At 66.3% G+C, this 19,304-nt stretch carries 18 protein-coding genes; 12 read left to right on the top strand and 6 right to left on the bottom strand.

Annotated elements, in window-relative coordinates:
- The first annotated feature begins 18 nt into the window (after positions 1-18).
- From OTER_RS00375 to OTER_RS00335, 9 genes are all read left to right on the top strand, one after another.
- Positions 19-732 (top strand): ABC transporter ATP-binding protein, encoded by a 714-nt coding sequence (locus tag OTER_RS00375; protein ID WP_012372902.1) that lies wholly within the window; start codon positions 19-21, stop codon positions 730-732.
- Positions 733-747: 15 nt separating this feature from the next.
- Positions 748-1,152 (top strand): GxxExxY protein, encoded by a 405-nt coding sequence (locus OTER_RS00370; protein WP_012372901.1) that lies wholly within the window; start codon positions 748-750, stop codon positions 1,150-1,152.
- 15 nt (positions 1,153-1,167) lie between these two features.
- Positions 1,168-3,693, top strand: a complete 2,526-nt coding sequence (locus OTER_RS00365) for an ABC transporter permease (protein ID WP_012372900.1) — start codon at positions 1,168-1,170, stop codon at positions 3,691-3,693.
- A 122-nt stretch (positions 3,694-3,815) separates the two neighbouring features.
- Positions 3,816-4,271 (top strand): FKBP-type peptidyl-prolyl cis-trans isomerase, encoded by a 456-nt coding sequence (locus OTER_RS00360; protein WP_012372899.1) that lies wholly within the window; start codon positions 3,816-3,818, stop codon positions 4,269-4,271.
- A 63-nt stretch (positions 4,272-4,334) separates the two neighbouring features.
- The gene (ppgK, locus tag OTER_RS00355) at positions 4,335-5,072 is read left to right on the top strand and encodes a polyphosphate--glucose phosphotransferase (protein ID WP_012372898.1); all 738 of its coding nucleotides are present in this window, start codon (positions 4,335-4,337) and stop codon (positions 5,070-5,072) included.
- A 96-nt stretch (positions 5,073-5,168) separates the two neighbouring features.
- On the top strand, positions 5,169-6,269 hold the full coding sequence (locus OTER_RS00350) for a sensor histidine kinase (protein WP_012372897.1): 1,101 nt from the start codon (positions 5,169-5,171) through the stop codon (positions 6,267-6,269).
- Between the two features lie 186 nt (positions 6,270-6,455).
- Entirely contained in the window at positions 6,456-7,262 is an 807-nt protein-coding gene (locus OTER_RS00345) for a LytR/AlgR family response regulator transcription factor (RefSeq protein WP_012372896.1), read from the top strand.
- Positions 7,263-7,391: 129 nt separating this feature from the next.
- Positions 7,392-7,988 (top strand): SRPBCC family protein, encoded by a 597-nt coding sequence (locus OTER_RS00340; protein WP_012372895.1) that lies wholly within the window; start codon positions 7,392-7,394, stop codon positions 7,986-7,988.
- Complete coding sequence (locus OTER_RS00335; protein ID WP_012372894.1) at positions 7,985-9,145, top strand: zinc-dependent alcohol dehydrogenase; 1,161 nt, start codon at positions 7,985-7,987, stop codon at positions 9,143-9,145. Before OTER_RS00340 ends, OTER_RS00335 begins: the two co-directional genes overlap by 4 nt.
- A gap of 108 nt (positions 9,146-9,253) precedes the next feature.
- On the opposite strand, the gene OTER_RS23430 is transcribed toward OTER_RS00335, so the two are convergent.
- Positions 9,254-9,667, bottom strand: a complete 414-nt coding sequence (locus OTER_RS23430) for a response regulator (protein WP_012372893.1) — start codon at positions 9,665-9,667, stop codon at positions 9,254-9,256.
- A 235-nt stretch (positions 9,668-9,902) separates the two neighbouring features.
- On the opposite strand from OTER_RS23430, the gene OTER_RS00325 reads away from it, so the two are divergent.
- The 3 genes from OTER_RS00325 to OTER_RS00315 all read left to right on the top strand — a co-directional run bounded on the left by OTER_RS00325 (position 9,903) and on the right by OTER_RS00315 (position 13,108).
- Positions 9,903-10,235 (top strand): BON domain-containing protein, encoded by a 333-nt coding sequence (locus OTER_RS00325; protein WP_012372892.1) that lies wholly within the window; start codon positions 9,903-9,905, stop codon positions 10,233-10,235.
- 298 nt (positions 10,236-10,533) lie between these two features.
- The gene (locus OTER_RS00320) at positions 10,534-12,648 is read left to right on the top strand and encodes an outer membrane protein assembly factor BamB family protein (protein ID WP_012372891.1); all 2,115 of its coding nucleotides are present in this window, start codon (positions 10,534-10,536) and stop codon (positions 12,646-12,648) included.
- Between the two features lie 187 nt (positions 12,649-12,835).
- Positions 12,836-13,108, top strand: coding sequence for an Lrp/AsnC family transcriptional regulator (locus OTER_RS00315; protein WP_012372890.1), 273 nt, complete (start codon positions 12,836-12,838; stop codon positions 13,106-13,108).
- A gap of 272 nt (positions 13,109-13,380) precedes the next feature.
- Here the strand turns inward: OTER_RS00315 and OTER_RS00310 are convergent, their stop codons facing one another.
- The 5 genes from OTER_RS00310 to OTER_RS00290 form a co-directional block, all read right to left on the bottom strand.
- Entirely contained in the window at positions 13,381-15,669 is a 2,289-nt protein-coding gene (locus OTER_RS00310; protein ID WP_012372889.1) for a hypothetical protein, read from the bottom strand.
- Positions 15,670-15,779: 110 nt separating this feature from the next.
- Positions 15,780-16,265 carry a hypothetical protein gene (locus OTER_RS00305; RefSeq protein WP_044891999.1) on the bottom strand — a complete coding sequence of 162 codons (486 nt, stop codon included), beginning with the start codon at positions 16,263-16,265 and terminating at the stop codon, positions 15,780-15,782.
- Positions 16,266-16,486: 221 nt separating this feature from the next.
- Positions 16,487-16,717: a DUF3185 family protein gene (locus tag OTER_RS00300; RefSeq protein WP_012372887.1), complete on the bottom strand. Its 231-nt coding sequence runs from the start codon at positions 16,715-16,717 to the stop codon at positions 16,487-16,489.
- Positions 16,718-16,840: 123 nt separating this feature from the next.
- Entirely contained in the window at positions 16,841-18,190 is a 1,350-nt protein-coding gene (locus OTER_RS00295; RefSeq protein WP_012372886.1) for an ABC transporter permease, read from the bottom strand.
- Between the two features lie 7 nt (positions 18,191-18,197).
- On the bottom strand, positions 18,198-19,133 hold the full coding sequence (locus OTER_RS00290) for an ABC transporter ATP-binding protein (RefSeq protein ID WP_012372885.1): 936 nt from the start codon (positions 19,131-19,133) through the stop codon (positions 18,198-18,200).
- Positions 19,134-19,304 lie beyond the last annotated feature (171 nt).

The following is a 19,304-nucleotide window of genomic DNA, read 5'->3' as shown; positions in this document are numbered from 1 at the left end:
GTGTTTCGTGATCGTTCCATGCCCATGAGTGACCAGACGATGCTGAAAGTCGAGCGGCTCACAAAAACATATCCGACCGCGGCGGGGCCGCTCACCGTGTTGCACGAGGTGAGTTTCGAGGTGCCGGCAGGCGCGAGCGTGGCGATCGTGGGCCCGAGCGGCAGTGGCAAGACGACGCTGCTCGGTCTGTGCGCGGGCCTCGATCAGCCCAGCGGCGGCAGCGTGGTGCTGGCCGGCGCGTCGATCGCCGCGTTGGACGAGGATGCGCGGGCGCGCGTGCGGAATCAGCATGTCGGATTCGTGTTTCAAAATTTCCAGCTGGTGCCGACGCTGACCGCGCTGGAAAACGTGCTGGTGCCGGTCGAGCTGCGCGGCGAGTCGGGCTGCGAGCCGGAGGCGCGCGAATTACTGGCGCGCGTCGGGCTCGGCGAGCGTTGCGAGCATTATCCGGTGCAACTTTCGGGCGGCGAGCAGCAGCGCGTGGCCTTGGCACGGGCGTTCATGAACCGGCCGAAAATATTATTCTGCGACGAACCGACGGGCAATCTGGACGGCGACACTGCGCACGCGATGGTGGAGCTGATTTTCGGGCTGAACCGCGAACGCGGCACGACGCTGGTGCTGGTGACGCACGACCTCGAACTGGCGCGCCGCTGTCACCGGATCCTCCGCCTCCGCACCGGCGCCGTCGTCAGCGATGAGATGGTCACTGCCCGCGAATCTCGCGAATAGCCGCGAATCCAGCTTATGAGTGAGTTGATCTATCCGGATGAGAGTTACGCGATCGTGGGAGCCGCGTTTGAAGTCTATAACGAAAAGGGCTGCGGGTTCCTTGAACCGATCTACCACGACTGCATGGAGCTTGAACTCGGGCTTCGGAGCATACCGTTTGTTCACGAACCCTCTCTTGCGCTCAGCTACAAAGGAATGCCGCTGAAGCACACCTACTCGCCGGACTTCACATGCTGGCACAAGATCGTGCTCGAGCTTAAGGCATGCGAGAAGCTCACGGACGAACACGTTGCACAGGTCCAGAATTACCTGCACGCGACGGGCTACCAATTGGGACTTCTCGTGAACTTTGGCGCGTTCCCGAAGTTGGAATATCGGCGTATCGCCAACACAAAAAGTCATTCGCGGCCATTGGCGTAATTCGCGGGAGCATCCATGACCTTCGTTCTGAAAATGGCTTGGCGGGATTCGCGGGCGTCGCGGCGGCGGCTGGTGCTCGTGTCGCTCTCGATCGTGCTCGGCATCGCCGCGCTCGTGGGCATCGCCTCGCTGGGCGACAACCTGCAGCGGACCGTCGAGCAGCAGACGAAGACGCTGCTCGGCGCCGATATCGCGGTCACGTCGCGCGTGGAGTTCGCGCCGGAAACGCTCGCGTATTTCGCATCGCTGGGTGGGGAGGTCGCGCGCGAGGTCTCGCTGCGCTCGATGATCACGTTCCCCACCCGCGACGAGCAGCGGCGGCTCGTACAGGTGCGCGCGCTCGAAGGTGGGTTTCCCTTTTATGGCGAACTCGTCACCGCGCCGGCGGACGCGATGGCGCAGGTGCGCAGCGGACCGTTCGCGCTGCTGGAGGAAACGATCCTGGTGCAGTTCGGCGTGCAGCCGGGCGACGAGGTGCGGATCGGCGAGGGGACCTTCAAGGTGGCGGGCGCTTTGCAGAAGATTCCCGGCGAATCCGCCGCGGTGGCGATGTTTTCGCCGCGGGTGTATCTCTCGATGGAAAGCTTCAAGGCCACCGGGCTGCTCGGCCGCGACACGTTCACCACGCATCGCGCGCATCTGAAGCTCCCGGCGGGGCGCGATGCGGAGCAGCTCGTGAAGGAGATGCGCGAGAAGTTTCGCGGGCAGCGGCTGCAGTTCGCCACGGTGGAGGAACGCAAACGCGACCTCGGCGAGAATCTGAAGGACGTTTATTCGTTCCTGAGCCTCGTGGGTTTTGTCGCGCTCGTGCTCGGGGCGGTGGGCGTGGCGAGCGCCATGCACGTTTACGTGCGGCAGAAGATCGCGACCGTGGCGATGCTGCGCTGTCTCGGTGCGACGGCGCGCGCGAGCTTCACGATCTATGTCGTCCAGGGCCTCGGGCTCGGCGCGGTGGGCGCGGTGATTGGCGCGCTGCTCGGGGTGGGCGTGCAGACGCTGCTGCCGGCGGTGCTGAAGGATTTTCTGCCGTTCCAGGTCGAGATGTTCATTTCCTGGCCGGCGGTGTTGCGCGGCACGGTCGCGGGGCTGGTGATCTGCGTGTTGTTCACGCTACTGCCGCTGCTGACCGTGCGCCGCGTTTCGCCGCTGCTGGCGATCCGCTCCGCGCAGGGGGAGCGCACGGGAGCGGATCCGTGGCGGAAGTGGATCTACGCCGGCATCGGGCTGGCGATTCTTGGCTTCGCCATCCTGCAGGCCGGCAACTGGCGCGCAGGGGGCGGCTTTGCACTGATGCTTGGCGTGGCCTTCGGCACGCTGGCACTGCTGGCGCGCGGGATCATCTGGGCGGCGAAAAAATTCGGACCGCGGCGCGGGCTGCCGTATGTCGCCCGGCAGGGGCTGGCGAACTTGCACCGGCCGAACAACCGCACCGTGCTGCTGCTGCTGTCGCTCGGGCTCGGCACGTTCTTGATGCTCACGCTGGTGCTGACGCGCGCGTCGCTGCTGGCGAAGATCGCGGGCATCGGCGGCGGCACGCGACCGAATTTGATCTTCTTCGATGTGCAGGAGGACCAGATCGGCGCGCTGGAAAAGCTCGCGGCGGCGAATGGCGCTCCGTTGCTGGCGCACGCGCCGATGGTGACGATGCGGCTGGCCAAGCTGAAGGGGCGGACGGTCGAGGAGTGGTTGAAAGACGAGTCCGCGCGCCTGCCCGGCTGGGCGCTGCGGCGCGAGTATCGGTCGACGTATCGCGGCCAGCTCACGGACACGGAGCGGCTGACTGCGGGCACGTTCATCGGCCGGGTGGAGCCCGGCGAGGCGCGCGTGCCGGTGTCGGTCGAGGAAGGCCTGGCGAAGGACCTGCAGTTGAAACTGGGCGACGAGCTCACGTTCGACGTGCAGGGAGTGCCGATCACGGGTTACGTCGCGAGCCTGCGGCAGGTGGAGTGGCAGCGGATGCAGCCGAATTTTTTCGTGGTGTTTCCCGAGGGCGTGCTGGAGCCGGCCCCGAAGACCTTCATTGCGGCGACACGGGCCGCGACGCCGACGATCTCGGCGCAGGTGCAGCGCGCGGTGGGCCGCGAATTGCCGAGCGTATCGGCGATCGATCTCGCGTTGATCCAGCAGACCTTCGACGGGATTTTCGCCAAGGCGGCGTTCGTGATCTCGTTCATGGCGCTGTTCACGGTCATCACCGGCGTAATCGTGCTGGCCGGGGCGGTGCTAACGGGACGGTACCAGCGGATTCGCGAGACCGTGCTGCTGCGCACGCTCGGCGCGACGCGGCGGCAGCTGCGACAGATTCAACTGGTGGAATACGCGGTGCTCGGCGTGCTCGCGGCGCTCACCGGCGGCCTGCTCGCGCTGACGGCGAACGCGTTGCTGGCAAAGTTCGTGTTCAAGTCGCCGGTGATGTTCAGCCCAGGCGCGCTGCTCGCGGCGTTGGGCGGGGTGGTGGTCGTGACGCTCGTGACGGGACTGCTCACCAGCCGGGGCATCACGAATCATCCGCCGCTGGAGGTTCTGCGGCAGGAGACGTAGACGGGGGAGGGCGTGGGACCTACGGGACGTGTGAGACCTATAGAACCTATGGGTGAGTGGGGCGCCACCGCACCCGGATCTTGGCACTTGTTACTTGGAAGGTGTTACTTTCTGTTCAGCGGATGCCACGCGTCGTCACCTTTCACTACACGTTGCGCGATACGTCGAATCGCGTGCTCGATACCTCGGCGGGCGGCACGCCGATCACGTTTCTCGAGGGATCGGGGCACATCATCGATGGGCTCGACGAACAGCTGCGCGACGCGGACGCCGGGGTGAAGCGGCGAGTGCAGGTGCCCGCGGCAAAAGCTTACGGCGAACGCGATCCCGCGCAGGTGCAACGGGTGAATCGCAGCCTGCTGCCCGTCGAGGGTGAACTCAACGTTGGCGACACGTTCCAAGTCGGACCCGAGCCCGGTGCGCCCGTGGTGACCGTCGCCGGGCTGGAGGGCGACGACGTGCTGCTCGACGCCAATCACCCGCTGGCCGGAGTCGATCTCGTCTTTGACGTGGAGATCGTCAGCGCGCGCGCGGCCACCGCCGAGGAGTTGCAGGGCAAGCAACCGCAGGGTGGTTGAACGGTCCGTGACGCGCCACAGATTGCACGTGCGGCCGGCCGGGGCGGCGTGTAGAGGTCGGGCATGAAAACCCTCGGCATTGACATCGGAGGGTCTGCGGTGAAAGGCGCACCCGTCGACCCCCGCACGGGCCGGCTGCTCGCGCCGCGGCTGCGGATCGCCACGCCGGAGCCGTTGACGCCGCTGGCGATGAGCCGCGCCGTGGCGGAAATCGCGCGGCATTTTCGGTGGCGCGGGCGGATCGGCGTGGGCTTTCCCGGCGTGGTGCAAGGTTCGCGCACGCTGACCTCGGCCAACTTGCACCCGCGATTCGTCGGCTGCGATGCGGGGCGACTGTTCGCCCAGGCGACGGGTTGTCGCGTGGCGTTGATCAACGACGCCGACGCCGCCGGACTCGCGGAGGTGACGTTCGGCGCGGGTCGACGCGTCCAGGGCACGGTGCTGCTCGTGACGATCGGCACCGGGATCGGCACGGCGGTGTTTTCCGGCGGCCGGCTGCTGCCGAACACCGAGCTGGGCCATCTGCCCTGGCATGGACGCTCGGCGGAGCGCTACGTGTCGTCGGCGGCGCGCAAGCGGCGCGGACTGAGCTGGGCCAGCTGGGCCCGCGAGCTGGGCGAATATCTGCGCACGCTCGAGCGGCTGCTGTGGCCGGAGCTGATCGTGCTCGGCGGCGGGGCGAGTTCGAAGAGCGACAAGTTTATCCGGCACGTGCGCTGTCGCGCGAAGCTGGTGGTGGCGTCGTCGGGCAACGAGGCGGGGATCGTCGGCGCGGCCCTGTGTGCGGCCGAACCGGGTTGAGCGGCGTCACCACGATCCGAAGGTGACAGGCGCCCGAAGGGGCGGCGGTGTTATACGCTTGTGTCAGCGCGGCCCGTGGCGAAAACCGCTGCAAGCATGAACGCTCGCTGGGCCCAGATCGCGCTGCTGGTGGCGGGGGCGGTGTTGGTCGGCGCGGTGCTCACGCTGGAGGTGTATTTCAACACGCGCGCGACGCACGGCGCCGCGGATTTGATCGATATTGCGATTCCGCAGTTCGGCCGCGCGGCGATGTGGGCGGCGTTGGTGCCACTGATTCTGCGGCTGCGCGAGCTCGTGCCGCTGGCGCGCGGCACGTGGGCCGGCGGGATGAGTTTTCATCTCGCCGTCAGTTTTGGCGTGATGGCGGTGTTCTACCTCGGCCGCATGTGGGCTTACACGCTGTGGTTCGAGCCGACGTGGCCCGAGGGATTCTGGCGGATGGCGCTGCAGAATTTTTATGGCCGCAACATCATCGACATGACGTATTACTGGGCGGTGATCGCGTTTGGCTACGGACTCGAGTATCACCAGCGCTACAAGGACGAAGAGCTGAAGGCATCGCAGCTCGAGACCCGGCTGGTGGAGACCGAGTTGCAGGCGCTGCGGCAGCAGCTGCACCCACACTTTCTGTTCAACACGCTGAACACGATCGCGGTGCTCGTGCGTGAGCGGCGGAGCGAGGACGCGGTGAATCTGATCGCGCGGCTCAGCGCGCTGCTGCGGCTGTCGCTCGATCAACGCGGCGTGGCGGAGGTGACGCTGCAGCAGGAGCTGGAGTTCATCGACCACTACGTCGAGATTCAGAAGGTGCGGTTCTCGGACCGGCTGACGGTGCAGCAGGACATCGCGCCCGAGGTGCGCAGCGCGCGGATCCCGCACCTGTTGCTGCAGCCGCTGGTGGAGAACGCCATCGTGCACGGCATCGCGCCGAAGAGCGGGCCGGGACGGTTGGAAATCGCGGCCCGGCGCAGCGGCGCAGATCTGCTGCTCGAAGTGCGCGACGACGGGCCCGGGCTGCCGGACGGACGGATGCGCGCGAAGGAGGGCGTGGGATTGTGCAACACCCGCGAACGGCTGGCGCGGCTCTACGGTGCGCGGGCGCAGCTGTCGCTCCAGACGCGCCCGGGCCGGGGCGTCTGCGTGCAGGTGGTGCTGCCGTATCGCGCCGATAGCGGAGAGCTCAGAGTCCAGAGCTGAGAGCCAGCCGCTTTATGCGCGACCGGAACATGACGGAGCCGATGATCGCGGCGTAAGGCCGTTCCGACAACGTCAGAAAACCGCACGTAAACTGTCGCGTGCAGGGCCAGAGCCCGGCCACGACAGGGGAGTTTTCTTTTTTCCGGCGTTATGCCAGAACGCAGTCATCCTCCCGCTCGCCCCGCCATGAAAATTCCCGCGTCCTCGCGAACCGTCCCGGAGCCGGCCCGAATTCGCACGATCATTGTCGACGACGAACCGGCGGCGCGCCGCGGCGTGCGGCTGCTGCTCGCGCAGGATCCGGAGATCGAGCTCGTCGGTGAGGCGGGGACCGGCGCGGAGGCGGTGACGCTGATCGAGCGCGAACGGCCGGCGCTCGCCTTTCTGGACGTGCAGATGCCGGGCGGCGACGGCTTCGAAACGCTCGCGCAGGTGGGCGTGGCGGCGGCGCCGGTGATCGTGTTCGTCACCGCCTACGACGAACACGCGTTGCGCGCGTTCGAGGTGAACGCGATCGATTACCTGCTGAAGCCCTACGATGACGCGCGCTTCCGCGCGGCGCTGGAACGGGCGAAGGGCGCGGTGCGGCAGCGGCGGGGCGAGGCGGAAAGCGCGCGCTGGCACCAACTCGTGCGCGAGCTCGCGACGGCGCGGCGTTCCGCGGCGGCGTCCGGGCGGGTGGTCGTGAAGACGGCGGGGGAGATCCTTTTTCTCAAGCCGGACGAGATCGACTGGATCGAGGCGGAGGGCGACTACGTGAAGTTTCACGCCGGCAGTCGTGGTTATTTGATGCGCGAGACGATGACGCAGCTGGAGGCGCGGCTGGATCCGCAGCAGTTCGTGCGGATCCATCGTTCGGCGATCGTGAATCTCGACCGGCTGCAAAAGCTCAGCCCGTCGTTCGCCGGCGAGTATGCGGTGATCCTGCGCGACGGGACCAAGCTGAAGTTGAGCCGTGGATATCACGCGCGGATCGCCGCGCTGGTGAAGTGAGCGCGGCGTCGTGAGCGCGGCGACCGCGCGGGTTGCGGCAATCATTGGCGCGCGAGGTTTCAATCGGCCCATGGTTGCAGCGGGAGGCCGCCTGATGGCAGGCGCGATGCGCGGTGACTAGATTGCCGCATGGCCACATCTCCTGCGACCCGGCAGCAAACGGCTGATCGGTCTGAACTTGTCGATAAACCCCGGGCCAAGATTGCCGTTCCCGGCAATCATGGCGTCAAGGTGGTGCGAGCGTGCACCATCCGCCGCCCGGCCGCCGAACTCTACCAGTTCTGGCGCTCGCTCGAAAACCTCACGCGCATCATCAAGCATCCCGTGGCGATCACGCGCCTTTCGGACACGGAATCGCATTGGGCGGTCAGCGCCCCGGGCGACCGGATGGTGGAGTGGGACGCGGTGATCATCAACGACGCGCCGGACCGGCTGATCGCATGGCGATCCAAGGATGGCGCCGAAATCCGCAACGCGGGCAGCGTGCGCTTCGAGCGCGCGCCGGGTGACGAAGGTACGGAAGTCCGCGTGCAGCTCGAATACGATCCGCCCGGCGGCAAGCTGGCCGCATGGGTGGCCAAGCTCACCGGCGAGGAGCCGGAGCAACAGGTCGCCGAGGCGTTGCGCCGGTTCAAGGCATTGATGGAGGCCGGGGAGATTCCGACCATCGAGGGACAATCCGTCGGCGAACCGCAGCGCAGCGCGAAGCAGAAAGGCCAGTCATGAAGGCCGTCTGCTGGATGGGCAAAAAAAAGATGGAGGTGCAGGAGGTCGATGATCCGAAAATCCTGAACCCGCGCGATTGCATCGTGCGCATCACCTCGACGGCGATCTGCGGCTCCGACCTGCACCTCTACGATGGCTACATGCCGACCCTCGAGAAAGGCGACATTCTCGGCCACGAATTCATGGGCGAGGTGGTGGAGGTCGGGCCGCGCGTGGCGAAGCTGAAGGTGGGCGATCGCGTGGTGGTGCCGTTCACGATTTCGTGTGGCGGCTGTGCGCATTGCGCGCGGCAGCAGTGGTCACTTTGCGACAACACCAATCCGAACGCGTGGATGGCCGAGAAGCTGTTGGGCTACAGCGCGGCGGGGCTCTATGGCTATTCGCACCTGACCGGTGGCTATGCCGGCGGGCAGGCGCAGTATGCGCGCGTGCCGTTTGCCGACGTGGGGCCGTTGAAAATCGAGAACGACCTCACCGACGAGCAGGTGTTGTTCATCTCCGACATTTTTCCGACCGGCTACATGGCGGCGGAAAACTGCGACATCCAGCCGGGGCAGACGGTGGTGGCGGTGTGGGGTTGCGGGCCGGTGGGCCAATTCGCGATCCGCAGCGCGCTGCTGATGGGGGCCGCCAAGGTGTATGCGATCGACAACGTCCCTGAACGGCTGGCGATGGCGGAGGCGGCCGGCGCGATCCCGATCAACGACAACGAAGACGTGCTCGAAAAGCTGCGCGATCTCACCGGGGGGCGCGGACCCGACGCGGCGATCGACGCCGTCGGCATGGAGGCGCACGGCTCGATCTACGACGACGTGAAACAGTCATTGAAGCTCGAGACGGACCGGCCGTATGCGCTGCGGCAGGCGATGCGGGCGGTGCGCAAGGGTGGCGTGCTGTCGATCCCCGGCGTCTACGGCGGGTTCATCGACAAGGTGCCGTTCGGCGCGGTCTTCAACAAAGGCGTGACGCTCAAGATGGGCCAGACTCATGTGCAGCGCTACATGCCCGACCTGCTACGACTCGTGGAAGAGAAGAAGATCGATCCGTCCTTCGTGATCACGCATCGCGTACCGCTGTCGCGCGCGCCCGAGATGTATGAGACCTTCGCGGAAAAACGCGACGGCTGCATCAAGGTCGTGCTCGACCCGGCGGCGTGAGTTTCCCGCCACGCGGCGGTCGGCCGAACGGGTCGATCGCCGCGAAGGCGTGCAAAAAAAAAGGCGCCCGCTCGGCGCCCTTCCGAAAACCAACCAAGATCGGGTGGCTCAGGTCGAACAGGACACTGGCTGGAAGAGATCTACCAGCACCTGGCGCAGCTCGGACGGGAACACGGGCTTGTACAGGATCCGATCCACCTTGAGCCGCTGGTAAGTCTCGTTGACCGCGGAGCTGAGCTCGGAGCAGAAGATCAGCACCTTGCCGTGATACGGCATCTCGCGCAGCTGGGTGACCAGCTCGATGCCGTTGACGTGCGGCATGTGATGATCGGTGATCACGAGATCGTAGCCGTCGGGATTCGCCGCGAGCAGCTCGAGCGCCTGCTGGCCGTCGCCCACGCATTCGACGGTGTGGCCATCGCGGGTCAGGGCGATGCGTGCGACTTCGCGCAGTTCACGCATGTCGTCCGCGTAGAGGATGCGGAGCGATTTCTTCGGTGAGTCGAGCTCGGGCTGAAGCATGTGGGCGGGATCTTGCGTCGGCAAAATGCTCGCACAGCAGACTCGGCTTTGCACGCGACAGTTCTTTCAAAAAGCTGCGAAAAAATTCCCGACCGTCTATCAGGTCAAACCTGAGAGCTTCCGCAGAGAAGTGCCGTGCGCCGAGGGACGGGACGACTGAGCCGGGCGCCGCGCGCGGAAAAATGGGTGGCGCGGCGAACTGTGCTCGGGCTCGCGATACTAAGCCGGGACGCCTATGAAAACCTCACTCAAAATTACCGCGCTACTCGCGCTGCTGACAGGTGGAGTCCTCTCCCTGTCGACCGGCTGTGCCGGCACCGCCACCCAACAAAGCACTGGAGAATACGTCGATGACGCGGCGATCACCACGAAGGTGAAGACCGCGATGGTGCGCGACGAAGTCGTCCGCGCCATGCAGGTCGACGTCACCACGTTCAAGGGCAACGTTCAGCTGAGCGGCTTCGTCGACACCGCCGAACAGAAGGCCCGCGCCGAGCAGATCGCCCGCGGCGTGAACGGAGTCACCGCCGTGACCAACAACATCTCAGTCAAGGCCGCCGCCGAATAAGCGCCCCGCCGTTCGTCCCTCTGAATTTCGCAGCCGGCCATTTCGGTGGCCGGCTGTTTTTGTTCACAACCTCATCGAGGGCGGGTCTCCCGATACGCCGCGGGCAATTCCGGACTCCGCCGTGATCGAGTCGGTCGCGTCCCCACGGATTCGACTGCGCGGGGAGAGACCGCGGCCGGCGCCGATTCACGTGCGCGCGGTGGTGTGGGCAACCAGCGCCCGCGATTCGTCGGCTGCGGCGCGTGCGCCTCACAGCCGGAACTTGGCAACCGCACCGCCTTCGGTTCCACTTCGGCGGATGGTTACCCTTTCCCCCCTTTGGCGCGGCGCGCTGGCTGGCGGTTTTCTGGTGATGGCTGGACGCGTCGACGCGGCAGCCGGCGCGGATTGGCCGAGCTATCTCGGCGACCGGGCGGCGAGCCACTATTCGACGCTCGATCAGATCACGACGGAGAACGTCCGCAGCCTGACGATCGCCTGGACCTGGCGGGCCGGAGATGCGCGGGCGGATTCCACGCAGATCCAGTGCAATCCGCTGGTCGTGGACGGTGTAGTGTACGTGACGACGCCCGGGCTGAAGCTGGTGGCGCTCGAGGCGGCGACGGGCGCGGAGCGGTGGCGGTTCGATCCGCCCGAGACGAGCGGCGTCAACCGCGGGATGAGTTACTGGGCGGACGGCGACGATCGGAGAATCCTGTATGCGTCCGGCCGCTGGTTGCACGCGGTCGATGCCGGCACGGGGCGCGTGATCGAGAGTTTTGGCCAGCGCGGGCGAATCGATCTTTCGCGCGGCTTGGGCCGGGACGTTACCGGGATGCAGGTCGATGCGAACACGCCGGGGGTGATCTACCGCAACCTGATCATCCTCTCGACGCGCGTCGGCGAAGGTCCGGGACCGGCCGCGCCGGGGCACATCCGGGCGTTCGACGTGCGCACGGGAATGCCGGTGTGGACGTTTCACACGCTGCCGCAGCCTGGCGAGCCGGGACATGAGACGTGGCCGGCCGACGCGTGGCGCAAGGTCGGCGGCGTGAACGTGTGGGCGGGCATGACCGTCGATGAGGAGCGCGGACTCGTGTTCTGTCCGGTCGGCTCGGCGGCGTTTGACTTCTGGGGCGGCGATCGGCGCGGCGACAATCTTTACTCCAACTGCCTGCTCGCGCTCGACGCCGCGACCGGGCGGCGGGTGTGGCACTATCAGATGGTGCGGCATGATTTGTGGGATCGCGATCCGCCGGCACCGCCGACGCTCGTCACGGTACAGCGCGACGGCCGGTCCGTCCCCGCGGTCGCGCAGATCACGAAGCAGGGCTACGTGTGGGTGTTTCATCGCGAGACCGGTGAGCCACTCTTTCCGATCGAAGAGATCGCGGTGCCGACCTCGGATTTGGCCGGCGAGGTCACGTCGCCGACGCAGCCGCTGCCGACGAAGCCGGCGCCGTATGCGCGGCAGTTGTTCACGGCGGAGGAAATCACGGAGCGCACGCCGGCGGCGCGGATGGCGGTGTTGGAGCGTTTCGTTCGGCTGCGCGCGCATGCGCGGTTCGCACCGCCGAGCCGCGAGGGCACGATCATCTTTCCCGGGTTCGATGGTGGCGGCGAGTGGGGCGGCGCCGCGGTCGATCCCGACGGCGTGCTCTACGTGAACAGCAACGAGATGCCCTGGGTGCTCACGATGATCGAAACCGGCGGCGGAGCGTCGCTCGGGCAGCAGGTTTATCTGCAGAACTGCACGGGCTGTCACGGCGCGGACCGGCGTGGCAACGCGGCGCAGAACATTCCTTCGCTCGTGGACGTGAAGCAGCGACTCACGCGTGCGCAGATTTTCGAAGTGATTACGAAAGGTCGGAACGTCATGCCGCCGTGGGGATTTTTGGAGGAGCCGAAGCGGCAGGCACTCGTGTCCTTCCTGTTGGGCGAAGGTGAAGGACGGCAGCCGGTCGAAGCCGCGAACCCGCCAGCGGGGACACCGCCTTACACGCATACCGGCTACAACCGCTGGTTCGATCCCGACGGGTATCCGGCGGTGAAGCCGCCTTGGGGCACGCTGAACGCGATCGATCTCAACACGGGCGAGTATCGCTGGCGCGTGCCGCTCGGCGAACTGCCGGAGCTGACGGCGCAGGGCATTCCGCCGACTGGGACCGAGAACTACGGCGGCGCCGTGATCACGGCGGGCGGGTTGCTGTTCATCGGCGCGAGCAAGGACGAACATTTTCGCGCGTTCGACCGGCGGACCGGGCAGGAGCTCTGGCGCGTGAAGCTGCCTGCGGGCGGCTACGCCACGCCGGCGACGTATGCGGTCAACGGCCGGCAGTTCGTAGTGATCGCCTGCGGCGGCGGCAAGATGGGCACGAAGAGCGGCGACGCGTGGGTGGCGTTCGCGCTGCCGGAACGCGCGACGCAGCCGTGAAGGCGAGCGGTGCTCATCGACGACGTCGCCGTCGGGGCGCAGCTCGCCGGCGCCCGAGTGCGTCGCGCGATGTTTTCGTAACTCAACCGCCGAGCGGTCGCGTCGCTTGGGCGATAAAAAATCACGCGGCGCTTCCCCCTTGTGTGTAGGCAAACCGCGAGTAGGTTCGCGCGCAAACCCCGCGCTCATGGCCACCGCAATCGTCCTGCTCAAGATCGACCACAACAAAGTCACCGGCACCGCCGAGAAGCTGCTGGAGATTCCCGACATCACCGAGGTCTATTCGATCTCCGGTCGCTACGATCTGCTTGTGATGATCAAGTGCGACCAGATCGACAAAATCGAATCGATCGTGACGGACCAGTTGTTGAAGACCGATGGGATCGTCGACAGCGAAACGATGTTTGCCTTCCGCAGCTACGACAAACGTGAGGGTGGCCGCGCGATCTCGGTCGACTAGTCGCGACAGTCGTCCTCGCCCCTTCCCGCCCGGCCGATCGTGCGGTCTTGCCGCGCGAAAACGTGTAACACCTGTTACAAAGTTTCGCGTGGACGGTGCAGGAGGGAGTAACGTCGTTCAACAGGTTGCTGCCACAGGGCGGGGAATTCTCACCTGTCGCCGGTCCCTTCGATGCAGTTAGAGGAGCGGCGATCGAAGCACCGACGAAACGATGTAACAGGTGTTACACATTTTCGTAGGGGCCCGGCAGACGCTTCACCTCGAACATTAGCTCAGGGGGCCTCCCAAACTGGAGCGAACTTCGAGCGGCCATCGCCCTGGCGGGTGACCGGGCCGGCCTGCAACATCCGGAAATGGCGATACGGAATTTTTGAAATGCCGCCGGGGCCGTGATCGAGCTTGCCGTCCCACGATTTGCCGGGATGGCCCCAAAGCCCTTCGGCATAGATCGGCTGTCCCTGGGCAATATCGACGAGCACCATGCCGTAACGCTGCAGTGCGACGCAGACGATCCGCTCCTCACGCGTGAGCTTGAACTGCGAGAGATCGAGCGCGGGATCGAGCTGGATGACGGTGCCCTCGGGAATGCCGCCCTCGGTGAAACCGTCGGTCCACGCCGCGGGAAAAACGAATTCCTTGTAGGCACAGAAGCGCGAAGCGGCCGCGATCTTGTGGCGGATTTCACCGGCGGCGACTTCGTCATAGCGGATCAGCCCCGCGACCGCGGGCACCCCGGCGGCCCGGCTGGGCCCGTGAAAGTGGACGCTTTCGCCGTCGCGCACGCCGAGCTGCTCCGTCGAGAAAACGCCCGGCCCGTCTGCGGCGTAGACCATGCCGGTCGCGGATTTCCACGAGCCGTCGAGATTGCGCGACAACGCCCACATGTCCCACACGAGATTGCGCTCCCAATCGACGACGGCGAGATGCGAGTCGGCCTTCGGATCGGGCGAAGCGGCGGCGGGAATCGGCACGTAGTCGAAGCCCGGACCGTGGCCAAACGTTGCGCGATCGGTGTGCCAGCGGATCTTTTCCTCCGGCGTGATCGCGAGCAGCCCGATGTGATGAACCGGCGTGAAGCGATCGACCTCGTAGACAGGAATCGTCCACTGTTTGCTGTTCACCAGAAAGTTTTCGCCGGTCGGCTCCGACTCGAGCAGCCGGATCCAACGCGCGGTGCGTGAATCAATCTTCGCATCAGCGGGGATCGGCTGATTCCAGAAACTGTCGTCGGCGAAAAAGCGTCGGGGCGTCTGCCGCGCAGCTTCGCGGTCCGCCTCGCGGCCCACGATGGTCCACGTGCTGCTCCGACCCTCCGGCGTCGTGAGCGTGAGCCGGGTGGTATCGGTGAGATCGATCGTCGGCGAAGTCGGGGCCGGTTGGCCATTGAGGGTCACGCGGGCCTCGCGCGGATGCGTCGTCCAGGTCGCGGTCGCTTTCATCGCGGCGCGCCGGTCGGCTGGACGCGACACGATGATCGTGCGGGTGAGATGATCGATTTCAGCGCGGGCCGATTCGCCGCGGACTGAAAAGGCGAGCACGTAAGGTCCGGGCACCTCGAGATTCTGACCGGGCAGGATTTCGGCCAGGTCGAGCACGCGAAAATGGCGGCGGATCATCTCCGGCGTGAAGACTCGCGTCAGTTCCTCCTTGTCGAGCACGCCACTCCATGCGGCGACGGCCTCGGGTGAGTTTTCGGCGTAGAGCACGTTGGCGCCGGCGAAGTCGCCGCAGTAGGCGCCGTAGCGCTGCAGGGCGCGGGCGATGATCTTGCCGCTGCGCGAGAGTCCGGAGTTCTCCACGTCCCACGCGGGATCGAGCTGGATCCGGCCGCCCATCGGGATGCCGCTGGAGTTTTGGATATCCGGACGCGTGACCTGCGCCGTGCTTGCCGGCGGAATGAAGAAGGCGCTGCGGCAGCGATCGTAGGCAAACACGAGGGCGTGTGGGATTTCGCCCGCGGCGATTTCCTCGCGCAGGATCAATCCCGCGATCAGCGGGAAACCGCTCGCGCGCGCCCGGTGCGAGTCGAACTCCCGCGCAGAGGCGAACCACGGCGGAGCTACGCCGGAGCTCGAGAGATCGGTGACGGCGCCGAGGCCGGTCCACCAGCGACCGTGCTCGTCCTGCCGTGCCCACCACATGCCCCATTCGAGGTTTTTTTGACGATCGATGATCGCAAGATGCTGGTCGCTGTCGCCCTCGGTCGGGGGCGAGGCTTGGGCCCCCGCGGGAATCGGGATCTGTCGCGGAAACTCGAATCCCGCGCCGTAGACGCCGGGTCGCAGATCACCCACGTCGTGCTTCGGGGTGGAATCGGCGTCGACGAAGTAGACCGGGATCGACCAGTCCTTGATGTTGATGAGCAGCGGACCGCGCGAGGCGAGTTCGTCGACCAAGCGCGCGGAATCGCGATCCGCCGGCGCGTCGGGCGCGATCGGCTGATTCCACGGACTGTCGGGCGAGAACGGTCGCCAAGGCGCGTCTGCAGCACGGGCGGCGGGAAGCAACGCGAACGCCAGGATCGTGCCGAAGGGGACGAGCCGGCTGGCTGGGGCACTCATGGCGGACAGTGTGACTGCCAGTAGCGCGGTTTCGAGCCGGCAGTGACCCTAAAACGTAATCGGACGGCGGCGGGGTTGCGCGGTTCGCTGGCTCCGCGCAGAGGCGCGGTTCAGCAGGCGAAGCGACGCGTGGCGAGCGCGATCGGAAGCCCGACCAGGACGATGTGACCGATAAACGGAATGAGAGCGACGTTCGGCGGCCAGAACGGCGAGTGCCAGGCGGAAAGCGGCAGCACGATCATCTGCATGACGACGTAGGCTCCGGCGCCATAGAGCGCGCCGAACACGAAGGGGCGCTCGCGGAGTGCGGCGGCCTTGCGGCTGAGCGCCACATAGATCGCGGCGATGATGAACGCGATGAGGAAGTGGAGCGCCACGCCGAGACTCGCGGACGCCGCAGCGCCAGAATAGGTTGCCCGACCGAGCAACCCGCCGGCGACCGATTGCATGACATGCACGACGCCCAGACCCTGCAGCAGGCCGTAGTACACAAAGGCGAAACTCAGATCGCCGACGCCGCACAGCAGTCCGCCCCAAAGCACCGCTCGCCCGGCGGCGGGGGCGGAAGGCAGGCGAGTCTGGGCGGTGAGCGACATGTTGAACCAATGCCTCATCGCGGCGCAGGGCGGCGAGTCCGCACTGCGGCTGTTCCTGTCATCCAACCGCGACGCACAGCACTGCACCAGAGCCCGCGTGTTCAGCAGGATTCGTGGGAGGGCGCAGCAAGTGCGTCTACAACCCCATGGGCGAGACGCCCGTGCCACGGGGCATGGGCGTCTCGCCCATGTGTGGGGAACGCGCTTCGCGCGCGAATGCGTCAGACCGAGCGCGGCTTCCGCACCATGACAGCGACGCCGATGATGGCGAGGATGCCGCCGCCGACCATGTAGATCACGTGCTTGGGCTGCCGCGAGCCGCCATCGACGGCGTTGGCGACCTCGGTGCCGGCCTCGGAGGCGGCGCCCACGATCGAGTCCTTGCGATTGAGCCCCTGGACGAAGAGGAAGATGCCGAGTGCGATCAGGATAATGCCGACGATGTTTTTCATGGGTGAGTAAGAATTCGGCCCCGACCGACCCCGCGGGGCACGATGCGTTCCCGCCCGCGTGGCGCGCAGGCAAACATAGGCGTTTACCGGATCCGGTCTGACGCGCGGGGCGTCAGGGTTTCGCTACTCGAACATCCGGCTCCGGCCGAACCGCCAGAGCGACACGGCCAGCACCGCGGCGGACATGCCGGCGAGGATGCCGATCTTCGGCAGCACCTCGAGGAGCGACCGACCGGCCCAAAGCACGTCAGTGAACCCCTCGACCGACCAGTAAACCAGCGTCAGCTTGCTGACGACCTGGATGTAATCGGGCATGAAGCTCACGGGAAACCAGGCGCCGCCGACCGCGCTCATCGAGATGACCAGAAACGTGGCCAGCCCCTGCGCCGCGGGAGCGCTGGGGGCGAAGGCGGCGATCAGCATGCCGAACGCCGAACACGCGGCCGCCGCCGCGAGCGCGACCGCAAAGAGCGCGCCGGCGTGGCTGAAGATGTCCAAGCCGAAAAAGAGCCGGCCGGCGAGAAACAGCGCGGAAATCTGCACCAGCCCGAGAATGATCCCGAACAGATAGCGGGCCCATAGAATGTGAGCGGGCCGAACCGGCGAAGACAGCAGCCGTTGAAAGACGCCGGACTCCCGTTCTTCGAACATCGCGGTGGCGGAGCCGCTGACTGCGAACAGCAGAAACATGATGGCGTAGCCGCCGACGATCCGCGCGGCCATCGGGTTCTTCACGTCCTTGCCGGCCACCTGTTCGGTCTCGATCCGCACGATTCGCGACAGCACATCGGCGGCGCCGTCTGCTTTCGCCGGCTGATCGGCGGGAGCGGTGGAGGAAGCCGAGCTGGGGAACAGATCGCCCGATGCGATCTGGCGTTTGATCGTCTCCTTGTCGCCCCCGAACGCGGAGCTGACGGACGACGCGAGTCCCTCGTTGAACTGCTCCAGACGTTGCGGTCCGATGACGTCGCGGGCGCGTTGCTGCAGCGAGCGACCGAGGAGTTGCGGGACCTTGGTGAAGATCGTTTTCTGCAGGAGGCCGTTCACCATCTGCGCTTCGATCTCGTTGCGCGGATTGGAGAGGAACTTCACGTGTAGCCCGAGCCGCGCGGAGGAGATGAGATCGGCGGGCAGGATCAGGGCGAAGCGATACTGGTTGTCGTGCAGGCCGGCGCGGACGTCGGCCTCGGTCAACGCGCGGCGGGAGCCATCGGCGCCGGCGGTGTCGGCGATCACCGCGAGGGCTTTCTCGGCGCGGAGGGCGTTGATCAAATCGAGCGCGGCCGGGTCGCCGCTGGCGTCGACCACCGCGACGGGGATGCCGCTGGGCCCGCTGTCCTTGCGGTAGAGTCCGAAGACATGCCCGAAGAGATAGATCAGCGTGATCGGAACGACGAACGTGATGATCACCGCGGCCTTGGCGCGGCGGAAGACGCGCAGACTCTTGCGCAGCAGAATGAGCGTGGGGCGCATCGGAGGGTTAGGAATCGCGAAGGGTGCGGCCGGTGAGCCGGAGAAACAGCGCCTCGAGGCTGGGCCGGTGGCTGACGAATAACCGCGGCGACAGACCGAGTGATTCGGTGAGCGCGAAGAAGGCGGACAACGGATACGCTGGCCGCGGTCGGAACCGGTGGGCGCCGTTCGCGGTGGTGAGTTCGCCATGCGCGCCGAGTTGGCTGACGAGGGCGGCGGTGGCCGGGGTCGCGGGAAACGCGATCTCCTCCTCGAAAGGCAACTGCGTCAGCAGCTCGTCGAGCGAGCCGAGCGCGAGGATTTTGCCGTGATCGATGATGCCGATCCGCGAGCACAGGCGCTCGGCCTCCTCCATGTAATGCGTCGAGTAGATGATCGTGACGCCGCTGCGATTGAGCTGCTGGAGGTAGTCGAAGATGGCGTTGCGCGACTGCGGATCGACGCCGACGGTCGGCTCGTCGCACAGCAACAGCTTCGGGCGGTGCAGCAGCGCGGCGACGAGGTTGAGCCGGCGCTGCATGCCGCCGGAAAACGTCTTCACCTGCGCCCGCCGCCGGTCCTGCAGTTGCACGGCGGCGAACGCTTCGTCGAGGCGTTCGTTGAGTTGCGCGCCGCGGAGCCCCTGCAGTTCCCCAAAAATCCGCAGGTTCTCCTCCGCCGTGAGTTCGGAGTAGAGGGCGATCGATTGCGGCACGAGCCCGAGCGCGCGGCGGGCGGCGAACGCGGTGGACGACACGGGCTGGCCGTCGAGCGTGATGGCGCCGCCGTCGAGGGCGCGCAGACCGGCGACGAGCGCCATGAGGGTGGACTTGCCGGCGCCGTTGGGGCCGAGCAGTCCGAAAAACTCGCCCGGGGCGATCGCGAGCGACACCTGGTCGAGCGCGGCCAGACTGCCGTAGCGTTTGCTGACGCTCTGGAGGGAAAGCAGCGTGGACGGATTCACGTGGAGGATACGAGCCGGTTGCCCGGAAGGGGCTGGACGACGATCGATCCGCTATGGCGAAGCAGCGGAGCGCTGGCGACGGTATTTCGCGGCTTAAGGCCGCGGCCTGGCGCCGCAGACGAGCGAAGTATGAGGCGCGTGCTTGGTAGGGCTGCCGCTTGCCGGCAGCCG

The sequence above is a fragment of the Opitutus terrae PB90-1 genome, assembly GCF_000019965.1.
GTDB lineage: Bacteria > Verrucomicrobiota > Verrucomicrobiia > Opitutales > Opitutaceae > Opitutus > Opitutus terrae.
This window is presented reverse-complemented; position numbering and strand designations above follow the sequence as displayed.

What these genes read in the sequence shown, in the direction of transcription:
- OTER_RS00375 (WP_012372902.1), top strand. Translation starts at nt 19, where the DNA reads ATGCCCATGAGTGACCAGACGATGCTGAAAGTCGAGCGGCTCACAAAA.
- OTER_RS00370 (WP_012372901.1), top strand. Translation starts at nt 748, where the DNA reads ATGAGTGAGTTGATCTATCCGGATGAGAGTTACGCGATCGTGGGAGCC.
- OTER_RS00365 (WP_012372900.1), top strand. Translation starts at nt 1,168, where the DNA reads ATGACCTTCGTTCTGAAAATGGCTTGGCGGGATTCGCGGGCGTCGCGG.
- OTER_RS00360 (WP_012372899.1), top strand. Translation starts at nt 3,816, where the DNA reads ATGCCACGCGTCGTCACCTTTCACTACACGTTGCGCGATACGTCGAAT.
- ppgK (WP_012372898.1), top strand. Translation starts at nt 4,335, where the DNA reads ATGAAAACCCTCGGCATTGACATCGGAGGGTCTGCGGTGAAAGGCGCA.
- OTER_RS00350 (WP_012372897.1), top strand. Translation starts at nt 5,169, where the DNA reads ATGAACGCTCGCTGGGCCCAGATCGCGCTGCTGGTGGCGGGGGCGGTG.
- OTER_RS00345 (WP_012372896.1), top strand. Translation starts at nt 6,456, where the DNA reads ATGAAAATTCCCGCGTCCTCGCGAACCGTCCCGGAGCCGGCCCGAATT.
- OTER_RS00340 (WP_012372895.1), top strand. Translation starts at nt 7,392, where the DNA reads ATGGCCACATCTCCTGCGACCCGGCAGCAAACGGCTGATCGGTCTGAA.
- OTER_RS00335 (WP_012372894.1), top strand. Translation starts at nt 7,985, where the DNA reads ATGAAGGCCGTCTGCTGGATGGGCAAAAAAAAGATGGAGGTGCAGGAG.
- OTER_RS23430 (WP_012372893.1), bottom strand. Translation starts at nt 9,667, where the DNA reads ATGCTTCAGCCCGAGCTCGACTCACCGAAGAAATCGCTCCGCATCCTC.
- OTER_RS00325 (WP_012372892.1), top strand. Translation starts at nt 9,903, where the DNA reads ATGAAAACCTCACTCAAAATTACCGCGCTACTCGCGCTGCTGACAGGT.
- OTER_RS00320 (WP_012372891.1), top strand. Translation starts at nt 10,534, where the DNA reads ATGGTTACCCTTTCCCCCCTTTGGCGCGGCGCGCTGGCTGGCGGTTTT.
- OTER_RS00315 (WP_012372890.1), top strand. Translation starts at nt 12,836, where the DNA reads ATGGCCACCGCAATCGTCCTGCTCAAGATCGACCACAACAAAGTCACC.
- OTER_RS00310 (WP_012372889.1), bottom strand. Translation starts at nt 15,669, where the DNA reads ATGAGTGCCCCAGCCAGCCGGCTCGTCCCCTTCGGCACGATCCTGGCG.
- OTER_RS00305 (WP_044891999.1), bottom strand. Translation starts at nt 16,265, where the DNA reads ATGTCGCTCACCGCCCAGACTCGCCTGCCTTCCGCCCCCGCCGCCGGG.
- OTER_RS00300 (WP_012372887.1), bottom strand. Translation starts at nt 16,717, where the DNA reads ATGAAAAACATCGTCGGCATTATCCTGATCGCACTCGGCATCTTCCTC.
- OTER_RS00295 (WP_012372886.1), bottom strand. Translation starts at nt 18,190, where the DNA reads ATGCGCCCCACGCTCATTCTGCTGCGCAAGAGTCTGCGCGTCTTCCGC.